Annotated in this window: 10 protein-coding genes; all 10 read left to right on the top strand. The window is 47.9% G+C overall.

The features are described 5' to 3' along the window. Positions 1 to 9 precede the first annotated feature (9 nt). The 10 genes from ABFX33_RS15255 (at position 10) to ABFX33_RS15305 (ending at position 20,112) form a co-directional block, all read left to right on the top strand. Complete coding sequence (locus ABFX33_RS15255) at positions 10 to 702, top strand: L-ribulose-5-phosphate 4-epimerase (protein WP_346086721.1); 693 nt, start codon at positions 10 to 12, stop codon at positions 700 to 702. 42 nt (positions 703 to 744) lie between these two features. Further along, positions 745 to 2,247, top strand: a complete 1,503-nt coding sequence (gene araA, locus ABFX33_RS15260; protein WP_346086722.1) for an L-arabinose isomerase — start codon at positions 745 to 747, stop codon at positions 2,245 to 2,247. Positions 2,248 to 2,320: 73 nt separating this feature from the next. Next, on the top strand, positions 2,321 to 4,021 hold the full coding sequence (locus tag ABFX33_RS15265; protein WP_346086723.1) for a sodium:solute symporter family transporter: 1,701 nt from the start codon (positions 2,321 to 2,323) through the stop codon (positions 4,019 to 4,021). Positions 4,022 to 4,122: 101 nt separating this feature from the next. Then, complete coding sequence (locus ABFX33_RS15270; RefSeq protein ID WP_346086724.1) at positions 4,123 to 5,271, top strand: aldose epimerase family protein; 1,149 nt, start codon at positions 4,123 to 4,125, stop codon at positions 5,269 to 5,271. Positions 5,272 to 5,316: 45 nt separating this feature from the next. After that, positions 5,317 to 6,825, top strand: coding sequence for an alpha-N-arabinofuranosidase (locus tag ABFX33_RS15280; protein ID WP_487047298.1), 1,509 nt, complete (start codon positions 5,317 to 5,319; stop codon positions 6,823 to 6,825). A gap of 25 nt (positions 6,826 to 6,850) precedes the next feature. After that, positions 6,851 to 8,815, top strand: coding sequence for an alpha-L-arabinofuranosidase C-terminal domain-containing protein (locus ABFX33_RS15285; protein WP_346086727.1), 1,965 nt, complete (start codon positions 6,851 to 6,853; stop codon positions 8,813 to 8,815). Between the two features lie 191 nt (positions 8,816 to 9,006). After that, positions 9,007 to 10,920: a glycoside hydrolase family 97 protein gene (locus ABFX33_RS15290; protein WP_346086728.1), complete on the top strand. Its 1,914-nt coding sequence runs from the start codon at positions 9,007 to 9,009 to the stop codon at positions 10,918 to 10,920. Between the two features lie 38 nt (positions 10,921 to 10,958). Beyond that, positions 10,959 to 14,978, top strand: a complete 4,020-nt coding sequence (locus ABFX33_RS15295; RefSeq protein ID WP_346086729.1) for a hybrid sensor histidine kinase/response regulator transcription factor — start codon at positions 10,959 to 10,961, stop codon at positions 14,976 to 14,978. A 313-nt stretch (positions 14,979 to 15,291) separates the two neighbouring features. Beyond that, entirely contained in the window at positions 15,292 to 18,381 is a 3,090-nt protein-coding gene (locus ABFX33_RS15300; protein WP_346086730.1) for a SusC/RagA family TonB-linked outer membrane protein, read from the top strand. A 15-nt stretch (positions 18,382 to 18,396) separates the two neighbouring features. Continuing rightward, a complete protein-coding gene (locus tag ABFX33_RS15305) occupies positions 18,397 to 20,112 on the top strand; it encodes a RagB/SusD family nutrient uptake outer membrane protein (protein ID WP_346086731.1) in 1,716 nt (571 codons plus the stop codon).

Here is a 20,112-nt window from a genome sequence, read left to right on the forward strand (position 1 = left end):
ATGAGTACTATGTATAATTCAATTAAAGAAGAGGCTTACCGCTGCAATATGCAACTGCCTCAGTTGGGACTCGTGCTTTTTACCTTTGGAAATGTGAGTGTTGTCGACCGTCAGCAGGGCGTTTTTGCGATTAAACCCAGTGGTGTGCCCTACGAAGAACTGTCGCCAGAACTGATGGTAGTGGTGGACTTTGAGGGTAGGGTGATCGAAGGTAATCTGAGGCCTTCCTCGGATACCAAAACGCATGCTGTGCTGTACAAACATTGGCCGGAGATCGGTGGCATTACGCATACTCACTCTACTTATGCCACGGCTTGGGCGCAAAGCCAAAGGGATATCCCCATTTTCGGAACGACGCATGCCGACCACTTAACCTCGGATATTCCCTGCGCGCCGCCAATGGATGACGAGATGATCGCTGGCAACTATGAGCATGAAACGGGCTTTCAGATCATCAATCACTTTGATCAGCAGCAACTGGATTATAAAGAAGTGGAAATGATCCTTGTCGGAAATCATGCGCCATTTGCCTGGGGTAAGGATGGAATGAAGTCTGTGTACAACAGTGCCGTGCTTGAACAGGTGGCCAAAATGGCCTGGCTGACGGAGCAGATCAACCCGAATGCCGCACGCCTGAAACCGTCATTGATCAAAAAACATTACGAGCGCAAGCATGGTACAAATGCCTACTATGGCCAGTAACCTGCTGCTTTCCAAAATCTATAACGAAATTAATATTGAAAAATGAATATCAATCTAAAAGAACTCGAGGTCTGGTTTGTCGTTGGCAGCCAGGATCTATACGGTGAAGAAACATTAAAACAGGTCGCAGCACATGCGGAAGAAATTGCACATTATCTGAATGCCCAGACCCTGATTCCGGTAACGGTCAAGTATAAACCGATCGTAAAAAATACGGATGAAATCTATGCGACGCTAACGGCCGCAAATAGTACGGCAAATTGTATCGGTATCATCACCTGGATGCACACGTTCTCGCCGGCGAAAATGTGGATACGCGGTTTAAAGGCATTGCAAAAGCCTCTATTGCATCTCCATACGCAGTACAATCGCGACATCCCCTGGAGCGGCATCGATATGGATTTTATGAATTTAAATCAGAGTGCGCATGGTGACCGCGAATTTGGGCATATCGTCAGCCGCCTCAAAATAGGCCGTAAGGTCGTGACGGGACATTGGCAGGATACAGAGGTACTGGAACGCATCAATGTCTGGTGCCGGGCGGCAGCGGGCTGGCACGACTGGCAGGGGGCCAAATTTGCGCGCTTTGGGGATAATATGCGCTATGTCGCCGTGACCGATGGCGACAAGGTGGAAGCAGAAACAAAATTTGGTTTTTCGGTGAACACCTATGCCGTTGGAGATCTCGTCGAGGTCATCAACGCCAGTACGGCTGATGAAATCAACGCGCTTTTAGCGGTGTATGAGGCCAATTATGAACTGGCGGATAATGTGAAGGCGGATGCCGAATTCCATAATAATCTCATTGAGGCGGCTAAGATTGAGGTGGGACTGCGCAAGTTTTTGAAACAGGGAAACTTTAAGGGCTTTACGGATACATTTGAAGATCTGCATGGCATGGTGCAGCTTCCGGGGCTGGCGGTACAGCGCCTGATGGCCGAAGGTTACGGTTTTGCCGGTGAAGGGGACTGGAAGACGCCGGCATTGGTCAGGGCCTGTAAGGTTATGGGCGCGGGTTTGGTTGGAACCACCGCCTTTATGGAGGATTATACCTATCATTTTGATCCGCAGGATGCCATGGTGTTGGGCTCGCATATGCTGGAGGTAGACCCGGCACTGGCTGTTGGAAAACCACGTATTGAGGTTCACCCCCTGGGCATCGGTGGCAAAGCAGATCCCGCCCGGCTGGTTTTCAATGGCCAATCTGGCGATGCTTTGAATGCATCATTGGTAGACATGGGAACACATTTCCGTTTGATAGTCAACAAGGTATTGGGTGTTGAGGTGCAGGCCGAACTGCCAAATCTTCCCGTTGCACGTGTGCTGTGGAAGCCGCTTCCGGATATGAAAACGGGCTGCAGTGCCTGGATCCTTGCCGGCGGCGCTCACCATACGGCTTATAGCCTCTGCCTGACGCCTGAATACCTGCAAGATTTTGCGCGTATGGCGGGGATAGAATATGTGCTCATCGACGAGGATACCACCGTGGGCAAGCTCGAAGATCAATTGAAATGGAATGAACTGTATTATTTACTTGGTAAATAATAGGTATAGCTGATCTTCGAATTCCTGAATAGGATCCGAAGATCACTTGATAAAATAACCAATTAGGGAAAATATGGAAAAATTTGCAATGGTGGACTACGTGATCTTCGTGGTTTACTTCTTCATTGTGGCGGGATACGGCTATTATATTTATCGTCAAAAAACCAGCAGCTTAAGTAGCAGCAAGGATTATTTTTTGGCCGAAGGTTCATTGACCTGGTGGGCCATCGGATCCTCATTGATTGCCTCGAATATTTCGGCGGAACAGTTTATCGGCATGAGCGGTAATGGTTTTGAAGTGGGCATTGCGGTTGCGGCCTACGAACTGATCGCTGCAGTCGCCCTGATTATTGTGGCGGTATGGTTTATACCGGTTTACCTGAAAAACAAGATCTTCACGATGCCACAGTTTCTAAATAATCGGTACAATGAGACGACCAGCTTGATCATGGCTATTTTCTGGCTGTTTTTATATGTATTTGTCAACCTGACTTCGATTTTATACCTGGGTGCCATCGCCATTTCAAGTATGGCCGGCGGTGGGGATAGTTTCCATACCATCACCGTGGCCCTTGCCGTATTTGCGGTCATCATTACGCTCGGCGGAATGCGTGTGATCGGTTTTACGGATGTCATCCAGGTGGTTGTACTGATTGTGGGCGGGATCGCCACGACCTATGTGGCGCTGACCCTGGTGAGCGAACATTTTGGACTGGGCAGGGATGTCCTTGCCGGATTTAACAAGCTCATGGAAGATGCGCCGGAGCATTTCAACTTATTTGTCGAGAAACCTGCGGCCGGGGCCAGTCAGGAGGAAATCAATAAATACCTGATGCTGCCGGGAATCGGCATGTACCTGGCGGGGATATGGATTGTCAACCTCAATTACTGGGGCTGCAACCAGTATATCACGCAAAGGGCATTGGGTGCCGATCTAAAGACGGCACGCACAGGGATCCTTTTTGCGGGTTTTCTCAAGCTGTTTATGCCCATCATTGTGATGCTGCCGGGGATTGCGGCTTATGTCCTCTATAAAAATGGGGCCTTGCAGCAGGAGATGGCTCCCGGAGGTGTATTCCATGCGGATAATGCCTATTCGGCGATCTTGGGCTACCTGCCCAATGGCATGAAAGGACTGGCGCTGGCAGCCCTTACAGCAGCGATTGTCGCGGGACTGGCGGGAAAGGCAAACAGCATCGCGACGATCTTTACGCTGGACATCTATCGGAAATACATCCATAAGGGGGCCAGTGAAACAAAGATGGTCTGGGTGGGCAAAATTACGATCGTGGTTTCGATTGTACTTTCGGTACTGTTTACCTGGAATGACAGCCTGGGGATCGGTGGTGCCGGCGGATTTACATTTATCCAAAAGTATACGGGTTTTATCAGTCCCGGTGTTTTTGCAATGTTTTTATTGGGGATGTTCTGGAAAAGAACAACCGGTGCGGCGGCGATCACGGGCCTGATTTCCGGCTTCGCGCTGTCGGTATTTTTTAATGAGTTCGCAACCAAGGTCTTTGGTCCCGAAACATGGCTCTATACGGCGTATCCCAATAAAGCAGGCGTTTATGAGATCCCTTTCCAGATCTGCATGGGCTTGGCATTTGTCTTTACCCTGTTGGCCATGATCGGCGTCAGCCTTTTCGGGCCAAAAATCAATCCAAAAGCATTTGTCCTGGACCGCGCCATGTTTAAAGTGGAACCCTCCGTACTGGCGCTGATCGTGGTCACGCTATTAATGGTAACGGCAATTTATGTCCGTTTTTGGTAGGATAGGTCCTGCCGCTGAACAATAAATCAATTTGTGTAAACCTTCTCCCGGCTTAACCGGGAGAAAATCCATCGAAAGCTGGATTATAAACTTAAACAAAGATGAAAGATAAACTGATTATAAGCTTGCTGGCCTGCGCTTTATTGACTTGTGGCTGCCAGTCCAATGCAACAAAAAATAGCCCGCAGCAGGCTGGGCAGGATACGGTCTCAAATTCTGCTTTTGATAGCCGGATCGATGGAAAAGATGTCCGTTTATTCCGCCTGAAGAACAATAAACTTGCTCTGACGCTAACAAATTATGGCGCCCGGCTGGTGAGCCTGAGCGTTCCCGAAAAGAATGGAAGAACGACTGATGTGATTTTGGGTTACGATTCGGCTAAAGAATATAAGGATAATGCGGATAATTTTTACGGCGCGATCGTGGGACGTTACGGCAACCGTATCGGCAAAGCTTCCTTTACACTGAACGGTAAATCCTATGCACTGGAAAAAAACGATGGGGAGCATTCGCTTCACGGTGGTACCAATGGGGTATACAACAAGGTCTGGGATCTGGTCAGCAATAGCGATACTTCAATTACCCTGGCCTATACCTCTCCGGATCAGGAGGCTGGGTATCCGGGTACGGTCAAGATGCAGGTCACTTATACACTGGAAGAAAATGGTGGCCTCGACATCGCCTATCAGGCCACGACGGATAAAGAAACTGTTTTAAACCTGACCAATCATGCTTATTTTAACCTCAATGGCGCGGGCGATCCTTCGATATTGGATCATGAGCTGCAGATTGATGCGAAAGCAATCACGGAAGTTGACAATACGCTGATCCCGACAGGAAAAAGCTTTCCTGTAATAGGTACGGCATTTGATTTTACAAAACCACGGCTCATAGGTGTGCATATTGAAGATGAAGACCCACAGTTGAAGATCGGAAAGGGCTACGATCATAATTTTGAGCTCGACAAGAAAACGGGTTTTCAGAAAGTCGCCAGTGTATATGCCCCTAAAACGGGCATTCAAATGGAGATTTTCACGACCGAACCGGGGCTTCAGTTCTACAGCGGCAATTTTATGACGGCGGATGATCCCAAGGGAAAAGCCGGAAAAAGCTATCCTTTTCGCTCGGCTTTCTGCCTCGAAACGCAGCATTTCCCGGATGCTCCAAACCACCCCAATTTCGCATCTACGGTATTGAAACCGGGGGAAAAGTATAGTTCGAAAACAACCTATCGCTTTACGGTAAAATAAAAGTATTTTATGAGAAAACTTAATTTAAAACTTGGAATTGCTTTTATGCTGATCTCGGGCCTAAGCCTGGGACAGAGCAGCATAAAACTGGAGCCTTCGGCAAAGGATATCACGATCAGCAAACATATTTACGGCCATTTTGCCGAACACCTGGGCCGCTGTATTTACGATGGATTTTATGTGGGGGAAAAGAACGATTCGATCCCGCATGCCAATGGCGTACGGACGGATGTGATCGAAGCGCTCAAGAACCTGAATATCCCCAACTTGCGTTGGCCCGGCGGCTGCTTTGCGGATACGTACCATTGGAAGGATGGCATCGGCCCCAAGGCGCAACGTCCCAGCATGGTGAACAATTGGTGGGGTGGCGTGACCGAGGATAATTCTTTTGGTACGCATGATTTTCTGAACATGTGCGAACTGCTGGGCGCTGAACCGTATCTGGCCGGAAATGTGGGCAGCGGCGAGGTGCAGGAGCTGGCGGACTGGGTGCAATATGTAAATTTTGCCGGCAAAAGTCCGATGTCGGACCTGAGGCGCAAAAATGGACGCCAGGAGCCCTGGAAAGTAAAATTCTGGGGTGTCGGAAATGAATCCTGGGGCTGCGGCGGCAATATGACCGTGGACTACTATACGGATATCTACCGCAAGTACGCCACCTTTATGTTGGACTGGACCAATGGCGCTGGTTTGTACCGGATTGCTTCGGGGGCCAACAGTGCGGATTATAACTGGACGGAATCACTCCTCAAAAATATTCCCGGCAGCCTGATGAAGGGAATGGGCCTGCATCATTATGCGGTGATCAATTGGGACAAAAAGGGCTCAGCAACGGAATTTTCGGAATCGGAGTACTTTAAAACGATGAAGTCGGCCTGGTTTATGAATGAACTGGTGGAAAAGAATATCGCTATCATGGACAAATATGACCCCAAAGGAAATATTGATCTGATTGTGGATGAATGGGGCGGCTGGTATGATGTGGAGCCGGGTACAAACCCGGGCTTTCTGTACCAACAAAATACCATGCGCGATGCCATGATTGCGGGAATGACCCTGAACATCTTCAATAACAACGCCCGCCGTGTCAAAATGGCGAATCTCGCACAGGCGATCAATGTGTTGCAGGCCGTGATTCTGACATCTGGCAAAAGCATGATCCTGACGCCGACCTATCACGTCATGGAGATGTATAAGGTGCATCAGGATGCAAAATTGATCCCGATTACACTGCAGTCGGCAGATTTTGAATTTAACGGCGAAAAACTTCCGGCGGTATCGGCTTCGGCTTCGCAGGACACGAAGGGACGTACGCATATTTCCCTCGTCAATATTGATCCTAAAAAAACAAACCGTATTCGTGTGGACTTAGGCGGACTGAAAGCTTCGAATGTCTCCGGAAGAATCCTACGGGCGGACAAGCTACAGGATTACAACTCGTTCAAAATGCCGAAGAAAATCCTGCCCGTAGCCTACAACAAGGCGAAGGTTCAAAATGGTCTTTTGGATATCGAGGTCCCGGCATTTTCCGTGATTGTATTGGAACTTAATTAATATGACGATGGATCAATCTGGATGGATGAAAAAAAAGATTTCAATGTTGCTGCTGGCAACGGGATTGGCAGCGTCGGCAGCAGCACAGCTGCCGGTTGAATTGAATATACAGCTGGATAAGCCCAAAGGAAAGATATCACCGCATATGTGGGGTGTATTTTTTGAAGATATCAACCTGGGAGCGGACGGTGGGATCTATGCCGAGCTGGTCAAAAATAGATCCTTTGAATTTGACAACCCTTGGATGGGATGGAAAAAACTTGAACATACTTCGGGCGAAGGGGCTTACCTCTTGCTTAATGATGGGCAGCGCAAAGGCAATAAGCGCTATGTGCGGTTAACGAATAATGCGGAAAGCAAGCTGGGTTTACAGAATGAGGGCTTTCGGGGCATGGGCATCAAAGCGGATGCAACCTACGAATTTAGCCTGCAGCATCGAAGTAATGCTCCCGGCATGCAGGTCCATGTGGCCTTGCTGGACGAAGGAGAGCGCGTGATCGCTGAAGCGCAAACGCCCTTGCAATCAACAGCTACCTGGACAGCGACTGCGCTGAGGTTACAGGCTACGGCTACGACGGGCAAGGCAAAGCTAAAGGTATGGTTTACAGGCGCAGGGATATTGGATGTGGACATGCTGTCGCTGTTTCCGCTGGATACCTGGAAAGGAAGGCCGAAAGGACTGCGTAAAGATATGGTGCAGCTGCTCGCAGATATGAAGCCTGGCTTTATCCGCTTCCCGGGCGGCTGTATTGTCGAGGGCAGGGATCTGGCCAACAGGTTCCAGTGGAAAAAAACCGTGGGCCCGATCGACGAACGCGAACTGATCATCAACCGCTGGAACACCGAATTTAGCCACCGCTTGACGCCGGATTATTTCCAAACTTTTGGACTGGGATTTTATGAGTATTTCTTACTGGCGGAAGATATTGGTGCAGCCCCGGTTCCGATCCTCAATTGCGGCATGGCCTGCCAGTTTAACAGTGGCGAACTAGTGCCAATGGATCAGCTGGATGAATACGTACAGGATGCACTGGATCTGATTGAGTTTGCGAATGGACCGGTAAGCACCAAATGGGGTAGACTACGTGCGGATATGGGGCACCCGCAGCCCTTCAACCTCAAGATGATCGGTGTGGGCAACGAAAACTGGGGCCCGCAATATATTGAGCGTTTGGCGGTATTCACAAAGGCTTTACGTGAAAAACATCCCGAAATCGCCATTATCGCCAGTTCGGGAACGGACCCCGAAGGGGAGCGTTTTGAATTTCTGGACGACAGGCTGCGGGCCATGCATATAGACGTCATCGACGAGCATTACTATCGGCCACCATCCTGGTTCCTGTCCAGTGCCAGCCGCTACGACAATTATGATCGCAAAGGGCCGAAAATTTTTGCGGGTGAATATGCTTCGCATACCACCAGACCCAATGGTCCCGGAAAAAGCACCTGGGAGGCGGCGCTTTCCGAAGCAGCTTTTATGACCGGGCTCGAACGCAACGCGGATGTAGTCGAGATGGCCTCTTATGCGCCCTTATTCGGACATCTCGATGGCTGGCAATGGTCGCCGGATCTGATCTGGGTGGACAATCTCCGCGTGTATGGAACACCGAGCTATCAGGTGCAGAAATTATATTCCACACACAAAGGCTCGGATATTATTCCGGTCGATAGGGCGGGGCAGCCCGTTGCCGGAAGGGATAGCCTGTATGCTTCTGCGGTATACGATCAGCATACGAAGGAACTGCTGATCAAAGTCGTCAATTACAACAGCAAGCCGATGCCGATGCGTTTCGCCATCGCGACCGACAGGAAATTTGCGCCTGTTGCCCAGAAAATCACGCTGGCGGGCAAAGACCTGAATGTCAGCAACAGCATCGAAGAACCACTGAATATACAGCCAAAGCAGGCAGATATCCGGTTTAAGGGCAAGGCACTGACAGACAGCCTGGCGCCGTATTCCTTTACCCTGATTAAACTGCAAACTAAATAATGGTTAGCTTATAAAGCAATCGAAAACATCTTTATCGGCACCGACCCCCTGGAATATCGTGCCGATGGCACCCTAAAACGGATCAATATGGCAAGTGAAGGCCCTTTTAATGAAATGGATGAATGATGTGTATGAAACATAAGATGTATTTATTGACCCTAAAAAAACGAATCGCCCTGGGCGCGTTCTTCATGCTGCTGTTTTCAGCCTTGCGTGCACAGGAACTCCGTGTAGCCGGACCGGACGGAAAACTGGTGGTAAACTTATCGCTAGACAAGGGCAGGCTTTATTATCGCGTGAACCTGGCTGGCCAGGAAATGTTAGAACTGTCGCCTTTGGGCTTGCGGGGTGACAAGGTAGATCTTGCCAATAATCTGCATTTGGTGGCCTCGGACAGCCGGACAATCGACCAAAAGTATGAGGAGCCTAAAATCAAACGCCGGCTGGTACATTTTCAGGCAAATGAACTGCAGTGTACCTTGGAGAATGACTTAAAACAGCAGCTTGTCGTGATCTTTAGGGTCAGCAATAATGATATTGCTTTTCGCTATGCTATTCCACAGGTCGGTGAATCCGCAAATTTTCGGGTCGAGGAAGAAATGAGCGGCTTTAAATTTCCGGCCTCAACCAGCACCTTTCTGACTGCGCAGGCTACAGCTATGATCGGCTGGAAGAAAACGAAACCAAGCTATGAAGAAGGCTATGTACCGGATCAGGCGATGGGCGTACATTCGCAATACGGTGTGGGTTACACTTTTCCGGCGCTGTTTCATGTCGGCTCCCGGGGCTGGGTGCTGCTTTCGGAAACGGGAGTGAATGGAAGCTACTGCGGGACTAAGCTCAGCGAGGGCACAAAATCGGGTTTCTACCAAATTGCATTTCCTGAAAAAGGCGAAAACAACGGCATGGGCGATGCTGCTCCGACGCTGGCGCTACCAGGTTTTACGCCCTGGCGCACGATCACTGTGGGCAGTACGCTAAAACCTATTGTGGAAACCACCGTTCCCTTCGATCTGGTCGAACCGCAGTATGCCGCAAGTAAGCCTTATACCTTTGGCCGCGCCACCTGGAGCTGGCTGGAGTGGCAGGACGGCAGTATCAATTTCGAAGATCAGCAGAAATTCATTGACCTATCTGCTGCCTTGGGCTACGAATTTGTCCTGGTGGACAACTGGTGGGACAAGCAGATCGGACACCGAAAAATCGAGGAACTCGCGGCTTATGGCCGGGAGAAAGGGGTGGGACTCTGCCTTTGGTACAACTCCAACGGCTACTGGAACGACGCACCACAGACGCCTAAAAATCGGATGAATACGGCCATCGCCCGTAAAAAGGAAATGGCCTGGATGCAGTCCATTGGAATCAAAGGCATCAAAGTGGATTTTTTTGGCGGTGACAAACAGCAAACATTGCAGTTGTACGAAGATATCCTTGCGGATGCAAATGATTTTGGACTGACCGTGATCTTCCATGGATGTACCTTGCCCCGTGGCTGGGAGCGCATGTATCCCAACTTTGTGGGAAGTGAAGCGGTATTGGCCTCCGAGAACCTGATCTTTACTCAGGATGCCAATGATAACGAAGCTTTCAATGCGACTTTGCACCCCTTTATACGTAATGCTGTCGGGGCCATGGATTTTGGTCCCGTGCTGCTCAACAAACGGCATAACCGTGAAAACAATGGCGGCACGGTCCGTAAGACAACGGAAACATTTCAGCTGGCAACGGCGGTATTGTTCCAGACTCCCGTACAGAATTTTGGGATCACACCCAACAATTTACTGGAAATGCCCGCGCATGTGATCGACTTCATGAAGCAGGTGCCAACCGTTTGGGATGAAACCTTGTTTGTGGATGGTTATCCCGGAAAATATGTGGTGCTGGCGCGACGCAAAAAAGAGCAATGGTATATCGCTGCAGTAAATGCCGAAGGAAAGGAAAAGACAATTGAGGTGGCGCTGCCCATGCTTTCTCAGAACCTTGTGCATTGCATTAGCGACAACAAGTCGCGCAGGTCGGAGCAGAAAACGATCAGTCTAAGCCACGAGAAAACTGTCAGATTAACCTTACAATCGGGTGCTGGGGTTGTATTATACGGAAAATAGTTTTTTATTTCTCTTTTTTTGCTTTTTTTTGTCGTCCTATGAAGAAATTGTTGCTAGTTCTCATCTTAATAGGGCAATGCCTTACAGTAGCTGGACAGGTGGATCGGGCTCGTTTTTTTTCGCTGTCCGAAGGTCTGACAAACCAGCAGGTGCTGGATATTGTACATGACGACGAGGGCTTCATGTGGGTTGCGACAGAACTTGGGTTAAACCGATTTGCCGGCAAGGCATTTAAGCCTTACTATGCTTCCAAAAAGAAAGATGGGAACACCGTCAATAGCAACGAGATCAATACGCTGCTGCATGACGATAATAAGCTATATATCGGCACACGCGCTGATGGGCTGAATGTCCTTGATTTAAAGACAAATAAATTCAGCTATTATGTGCATGATCCGGCTGATCCAAAATCCATTGCTACAAATGATATTACGGATATGATCCGTGCCCGGGATGGTGGCCTATGGCTGGCGACTTATCATCAGGGGATCCAGTATTTCGATCCGGTCAGCAAAGAATTTCAGCACTTCAACAGAAGCAATTTACCTGGTTTCCCGGAAAACAGTATATGGTCCTTGGCCGAAGACCGGAAAGGAATGCTCTATGTGGGCCATGTCAAAGAAGGATTGACGATCCTGGATCCGGTACGTCGATCTTTAAAACAGTTGACTTACCAAAATTCGGGAGCTGAATTGCCCGACAACGAGGTTAAAGTTTTGTTTTGTGACCAATACGGGAATATCTGGATCGGCACCCGGAAAGGGCTTGCCGTCTACCATACCGCCAGTGGTCAGCTAAAGCATATCTCTTTGGCTAGCTCGTCTAAAAATGGAAATGAACCCTTTATTTATGCCATTCAAGAAATTGGGGGGAAACTTTGGATAGGCGCAGAATCATCCCAGCTTTTTGTTATACAGCCGGATTATGGATATGACAAAAGGGTCGAAGGAGTCCGGCAAATACAGCTTCTAGACCTGGGAAAGGGAAATAACGCCATGGTACAGCATATCACACCCGACAAATTTGGGAATGTCTGGCTCGCAGTATATGGCGGTGGCGTCGGCGTGATCAGCCATATCAAACCCTTTTTTAATGTTTTCCCGACAGGAGCCGTATTGCCGGATCGGCTGGCAACAGTGAGTAATATTATCGTTCGAAATACAGACGCAGTCTGGTTGACGACCGAAGGCTCCGGAATCGTAGAAATGGGCACAAATGGCAGATTGCGCAAATGGATCACGCAAAAGAATGGTAGTCCTGATGATTTTATATTGGCTTCATTCAAGGATCATAACCAGCATGTCTGGTTAGGTTTACGCAAAGGCGGTGTTGCAGTTTGCTATGCTGGATCCACCACATGGCATACGATAGACCTGGGTGAACCCGTATCGGAGGTTCGCGCGATTTATGAAGATCGCCGTGGTGCCATCTGGATTGCTGCATACCAAGGCCTCTTTATCTATGACCCGCACAATCGTAGCGTACAGAAATTACTGATCAACGATCCGATGCTGGGCGATTATGCGCCTCGGGCGCTTGTCGAGGATGGGCAGGATAATATCTGGGTGGGAACCTATGGGCAGGGGCTCTATGTGTATAATGTTAATCGACAGCTGATCCGGAAAATGGATAGCGGCAATGGATTGCGCAATAATACCGTCAATCATTTGCTACGCGATAAAAATAATAACATCTGGATTGCGACCAATCAGGGAATAGCTTTGCAGGAAGCGCAACGCAAAGTTGGTGAATTAACAGTTTTAATGCCTCCGGGAGATGCCGCCTGGCTGTTTGTCAATGGCCTTTCGGAAGATCAAAATGGGCATATCTGGTGTTCGACCAAGTCAGGAATGCTACGCTTTTTACCGAAAGAAAAACGCTTTTTGCAATACGATCAGTCATTCGGCCTGCCATTGGGAGGTTTTATAAACGGAAGTGTGGGGCGGGATCTGGCAGGACAGCTCTATTTTGGGATGCAGGACGGCATATGTTATTTTGACCCGAATGAAATCCCGTCAAATCTGCCAAAATCTCCGATTCGCCTAAGCCGCTTTATTGTTTTCCGTTCCGGCGAATCGAATGCAACGGAAGACAAATATCTTACATCATCCGATGAGATCAGGCTTGATCACAACGAGAATAGCTTTCGTATCGAGCTTGCGGTCATGGATTATGCGCTGGATGGATTGGTCGAGTTTGGATACCGGCTTCAGGGGCTCAATAACGAATGGATTTTTCTGGGCAACGAAACGAACCTTGATTTTCGGAATGTTCCCTATGGAGATCATGAACTGTTGATTCGCACACGCATGAAAAATGGGGAATGGTCCCAGTCATACCAACGTTTACTGATTAAGATCAAACCGCCATTTTATCTGAGCCTGCCCGCAAAAATTGTTTATTTTCTGATCTTTTTGCTGGTCATTTATGCCCTTATTTTCTTTTACATCAAACGAATAAAGGCCGAGTCCGAACTGCGGCTCAAAGAGCGCCAGCACCTGCAGGATGAACAGTTGCATAGCGAGCGCATGAATTTCTATACGCACATCACGCATGAACTGCGCACGCCTTTAACACTTATTTTAGGGCCTCTCGACGATTTGTCCCACGATGAGCAATTGTCTCCCAGAAACAAAGGATTGGTTCATACGGTTCAGAAAAGTGCCAATCGGCTTTTTACATTGGTCAACCAGCTTCTGGAGTTCAGGAAGGTCGAATCGCAGTTTAAACCGCTTGTACTTGAAGCCGGGACCTTAAGTGACATGCTCACCGATATCGTGGATAAATATCGGACCTTAAATAACAAACCAAATGTCGAGATAGCTGCAATTTTGCCCACAACGGATTATCGTACCTTATTTGATGCTGAGATTATACAGTTGATTGTAGATAATTTGTTTTCCAACGCCTATAAGTATACGGATTCGGGGCATATCAGGCTGAGCCTTACGTACGAACAGTCAAATTTAACCCATTGGGCAGTATTATCCATCGAAGACACGGGACGCGGCATCCCTGCGGACCAAATGGATCGGATTTTCGATAAGTTCTATCAGATTCCCGGCCGGGGAATCCAGGGAACGGGCATAGGGCTGGCCCTGGTCAAGGAATTGACGGCTATCCATCAGGGCAAGATCGAGATTAAAAGCGTCGAAGGAGCGGGAACGACGGTATCCGTCCGCTTTTTAGCAAACAAAGTCGGCGTCGATAGCCCGAACATAGTGGAATCGATCGCGGAATCTGATGATATCGCGATGGAGGTCAGCCGTCCATTGATCCTGTTGGTGGAGGATGATCCGGATTTACGCGCCTATCTGGGCGATACCTTATCCGCAACTTACGAAGTTTTGCTGGCCGAAAATGGCGTGGTTGGATTGGAAATTGCACAAAATAGGATCCCCGACCTGCTGATAAGCGACATTATGATGCCCGATATGGATGGTTTTCTGCTGGCCGAAAAATTAAAGGCTGAGCGTTCGACAAGCCATATCCCATTAATCCTGTTGACGGCCAGGGATACGGACCTGGACAGGCAGCGGGGCTATGAGCTCGGAGTTGATTCGTATCTCACAAAACCGATCGGCGCAGCCTTATTGCTCAAACGTATTGATAACCTGTTGCGCAAACAGAAAGCCATGAATAAGGCGATTTTGCAGAAAATTAACTTGGATCAGCCAACGGATTTTGTAGAGAACCGGCAAGCCGAAAAAGATGAGTTGTGGCGTGAGAATGCATTTGTTCAGGATTTTATGGCAATCGTCGAACAGCATATGCAGGATGAGGTATTGGATGCTGCTACCCTGGCAGAAAAGATGAATATGAGCCAATCCACCTTATATCGCAAACTAAAAGGGATTACGGGAAAGAACATCAATCAGCTCGTGCGTAAAATACGGATACATAAAGCTGCTGAACTGTTGCGTTCGGGAACATACAACGTGACCGAAGTTTCTTTTATGGTCGGAATCAATAGCGCTATTTATTTTCGGCAATGCTTTAAGGAAGAGTTTGGACAGCTTCCTTCGGAATATCAAAAGTCCGGAGCGAAGGGATGTTAATCACGGGCTAATATCTTGTAGGACCTTCACAGTATAAGCGCCCCAGATCCGGGCTACCGGATGGGGGCATGAGCCGAAAAACACGGTGATTTTTGCTGAAAACCCACTTTTTGACCGAAAACTATATGGTATTTGACGGATTTGTATACGGTCTGAAGCTTTAAAATCCCCTAAGTTTGACCATATAATCAATTATAGATCTCGCGGGAAGTAGCAATGCATCTGATGTAACCTATGTAAACCATCGCTTATCATCTTCACTGTCTATTCTGGCCAGATTGTATTATTTACTGTTTAATTCGTATAGAAATTTATGAACAACCTAAAAATTGTTTCTTTGTATACGGTGTTGAGCGTTGCGCCAACATTGTTATACGCCCAGGGGAAAATTTCGGGACAGGTCCTGAATATGGCCAACGAGCCTATCGCAGGTGCAACTGTAATTATGGAAGGCGGGGCGAAGGGGACTTCAACAGACAAATCGGGGAAATTTGAACTGAATGCCGCTAAAGGCGTGCTCCTGGTCTCCTTCATTGGCTACAAGACCTACAGAGTCTCCTTGAACGAAACCACAAACCTGACAATCCGGCTTGAAAAAGATGACCGTGTGCTGGAAGATGTCGTGGTGGTGGGGTATGGCACACAAAAAAAGGCGACCTTAACGGGCTCTATTTCCGAAGTGAAGGGCAAAGATATCGTGAAAAGCCCGCAGCCTAATTTATCCAATTCCCTCGCCGGACGATTTTCTGGCGTGGTAATCAACAACCGGAGCGGTGAACCCGGTTATGACGGTTCGTCGATTACGGTGCGGGGACAGGCAACGACAGGAAGTAATGACGTATTGGTTGTCGTCGATGGAGTACCCGGACAAATAGGCGGACTGGAGCGTCTGGATCCAAACGATATTGAAAGTATTTCGGTGCTGAAAGATGCTTCGGCGGCAATTTATGGGAATAGGGCAGCAAATGGGGTTATTTTAGTCACGACCAAACGTGGAAAAAGCGGTAAACCTTCGATCACCTATAGCGGAAATCTCGGCGTCAGCTCACCGACGCGCTTGCCTAAAATGGCTGATGCCGCAACGTATGCCATTTTAAGAAATGAAATCGCCTATGGAAATAGTTCTTCGGGCGGAATGAACCAGATTTATTCAACCGAACAGATTCAAAAATTCAGGGACGGATCTGATCCACTTTTATACCCCAATACCGATTGGGCAGATGCCACCCTGAAAAAAGCAGCAATACAAAGCCAGCACAATCTGTCCGTGGCCGGCGGGACCGAGGATGTGCGATATTTTATGTCTTTGGGTTCGGTCTATCAGGATGGCTTATACAAAAAGGGCGTCACCAAATACAAGCAGTATAATTTCAGAACAAATCTTGAAGCCAATGTAACCGATGGCTTTAAGGTGGGGCTCGCTCTTTCGGGAAGACAGGAAGACCGTAAATTCCCGATCGCATCTGCCGGCGATATTTTTCGTTCCATCTATAGAGCCTATCCTACGGTAAGCGCATATTATCCCAATGGCTTGCCGACGCGGGGCATTGAGGGATCCAACCCGGTCTTAATGGCCACAGATATCGGTGGGACTGTAGACAATCCCAAACAGGTGTTCAACGGCATACTCAAAGCAAGCTATCAGCTTCCTTGGGTAGCGGGCCTATCCGTAGATGGTTTTCTTTCGGTGGACAAATCCGCAAATTTTAGCAAAAACTTCAGTGTGCCCTACGTGCTAAATGCGTATGACCCGGCAAAAAATACTTACGAAGAATCCATTGTCGGCGGAAATAACAATAAGGCTACATTGACCGAATCACATACCAATGAATCCTTGATTACAAGCAATATAAAGCTGAATTTTGAACGTAGCTTTGGTGCCCACGCAATCAATGCTTTTGTAGGCTATGAGCAAAGTAAAAGGCATTTGGAATATTTTGACGCGCAGCGTTTTAATTATCTCTCCAACCAGCTGCCTGAATTATCACAAGGTGGATCCGCTGCGACAGATTACCTTAATTCAGGTTATAGTTCTAATTATACGAGACAGAGTATCATTAGCCGGATAGCGTATAATTATAATGAAAAATACCTGTTTGAAGGACAGCTCAGGGCAGATGGCACTTCGATTTTCCCCGCAGGCAAGCGATGGGGATATTTCCCTTCCGTATCTGCCGGATGGCGTATCAGCAAAGAAGACTGGTTTGCAGACAAGATCGGATTTTTAGATGACCTGAAACTTCGCGCCTCATACGGTACCCTTGGTAACGATAATGTCGACGGGTTCCAATTCTACGATAACTATACCCTGGTAGGAAATGGTCTGGTCGCGCTACTAAATGACAAAAGCCAGATACAGCCCAATGTTAAATTGGCAAAACTGGCAAATCCGGCAATTACCTGGGAGGTGTCCAAGAAGCTCGATGTAGGATTAAATGCACAATTTCTCAAGAATTTCACAATAGAGGCCATTTATTTCCAACAAAAGAGATCGGATATTCTGACCGAAAGAAATGCGTCTATTCCGGCAACTTCCGGGATTGTCAATCCATACAAAGAGAATAGTTCCAAACCGCTGGTTCCTTCAGAGAATATCGGTAAGGTGAATAGCGAAGGATTTGAAGGAACGTTGTCGTATCAACAACAGGGCGATTTCAGCTGGGGAGTATCCGGTAATTTTACCTTTGCCAAAAGTAAAATTATCTTCATTGATGAGGCCAGCGGTACCTTGGATTATCAGCGCCAGACATCAAGACCGCTGGGAACCTATCTGCTCTATAACGCCATTGGATTAAACCGGACCCAAGCAGATCTCGCTGCGGCCCCACAGGCACCCGGAGCACAGGTCGGGGATTTGATTTATCAGGACTACAACCAAGATGGTAAGATAACGGCAGATGATATGATACGGACAAAATATGGGAATATTCCCCAGATTACCTACGGCTTTAATCTGAATGCCGCTTATAAAAATGTAGATGTTTCCGTTCTTTTTGCCGGGCAGGCTAAAGTAAGTCAGTACGTGCTTCCGGAGTCCGGAACAGTAGGAAACTTCTACAGTACCTGGGCCGACAATCGGTTCAATGAGGTCAATAATCCGGACGGAAACTATCCGAAAGTCCCTGAACGTGCCTCTTCGGCGGTGAGCGGTGGCTTGTACAATAACACCTTTTGGCTGAATAATGCTTCCTTTTTACGTTTAAAAAATGTGGAGATAGGGTATACATTGCCCAATGAGGTCTTATCGAGATTGAAACTGGGCGGACTTCGCTTTTATGTCAACGGATTCAATCTATTGACCCTCACAAAAGTGAAGGATTATGATCCGGAAGGGAATAGCGGTAGCGGTCAATTCTATCCGCAACAACGTATTATTAATGTAGGTGCAAATTTAAAATTCTAAAGAGGAACTTAAGCAATGAAATCTATCACTAAATATATTGTGCCTTTGGGCTTAGGACTGACAGTCTTATCCGCCTGCAACAAAAATCTATTGGATGTGACGGCAACAGACAGAATATCGACAGAAGCAATTGAGAAAGATACAGCTGTATTGGAAGCGTTTATTATCAACAGATACATCGGTGAAAAAATGATATCAAACGAGGCGGACGGGACCAATCCGGGTTTTGGACGTGGATTTGAATACGCCCTTTGGTCATCACTGTCCGATGAATCCATGTATACCAATGATGACAATACCTGGCTCATTATCCGGGGGCAGTTATCGCCTGAAAATTTAGGCGCCGCCGGATCGCTTTGGGCCCGCAGCTACCGCAGTATCCGTGAATGTAATTACGCGAAAAAAGTACTGGCTACTATTCAGATGAGTGCTTCCCATAAACGGCATCTTGAAGGTGAACTGCAGTTTATCAGGGCATTTCGGTATCACGACCTCATTCGCAACTTTGGCCGGGTTGTCCTGATGGGCGATACCGTATATGGTTTGAAAGATGACTTAAGTACGGCAAGCCTTTTTGAGCGCAAGTCTATCCAGGAAGGAATGGATTATGTGATCAGGGAACTGGACGAAGCGATTGAAAAACTGCCACTGGATAACAATGACAACAGCTGGGTAACCGGCCGTGCGACGAAGGCTGCCGCAATGGCCTTAAAATCAAGGCTGCTGCTGTATGCAGCGAGTCCGCTTTATAACGCGGGTACTTGGGCTGCGGCGGCTCAGGCAGCGCAAGACCTGATTTCGCTAAATAAATTCAGCCTGTACACAGGCGGATACCAATCCTTATTTTTGACTGACCGGAATCCGGAAACTATTTTTGCCCGTTATTATACCAAAAATGCCAATCATGTTCATTTGGAAATTGCCAATGGACCAAACGGCTATGGGGGCTGGGGTGGAAATACGCCTTACCAGAATCTGGTGGATGCCTATCAGATGAAAAATGGTCTAGCTCCTTTTAATGAGGATGGAACTGTAAATGCTGCTTCAGGATACGATCCCAGTAACCCCTATGTAAACCGTGATCCACGCTTTGATGCAACAATTCTACACAATGGTTCGATGTACAGAGGACGCGCGGTTGAAACATTTATACCTGGCGGCCAGGATAGCAGGGAAGGAAGGGACAACTGGAACACGTCGAAAACCGGTTATTACCTGCGCAAATTTATGAATGATGCCTATCCGCTGGAAAATCCTTGGGGAAATGCGGGATTTCAACCGTGGAATTATTTTCGTTATGCGGAGATCCTGTTAAATTTTGCAGAGGCGGCTAATGAAGCCTATGGTCCGGATGTGCTATCCAAAGGTAGTAGCCTGACAGCTAGACAGGCGTTAAATTTAGTTCGGACAAGACCTTCTGTAGAGATGCCTGAAATCCCTGTTGGGCAATCGAAAGATGAATTTAGAAAACTGTTGCGCTACGAACGCCGGATAGAGCTGGCCTTCGAGGAACACCGTTTTTATGATGTAAGGAGATGGAAAATCGCCAACATAACAGAGAATGCGCCAGCCGGCGGAATCACGGTGACAAAAGGAAGCAATGGGCTTACCTATACGCGAAAAGAGGCATTATCGGGCCGCAAGTTTGAAGAAAAACATTATTGGCTCCCGATACCGCGGGCAGATATTTTGTCTTCGAACGGACAACTGGAACAAAATCCAGGTTATTAA

Origin of the sequence: Sphingobacterium ginsenosidimutans (assembly GCF_039536865.1) — a bacterium.
GTDB classification, from domain to species: domain Bacteria; phylum Bacteroidota; class Bacteroidia; order Sphingobacteriales; family Sphingobacteriaceae; genus Sphingobacterium; species Sphingobacterium detergens.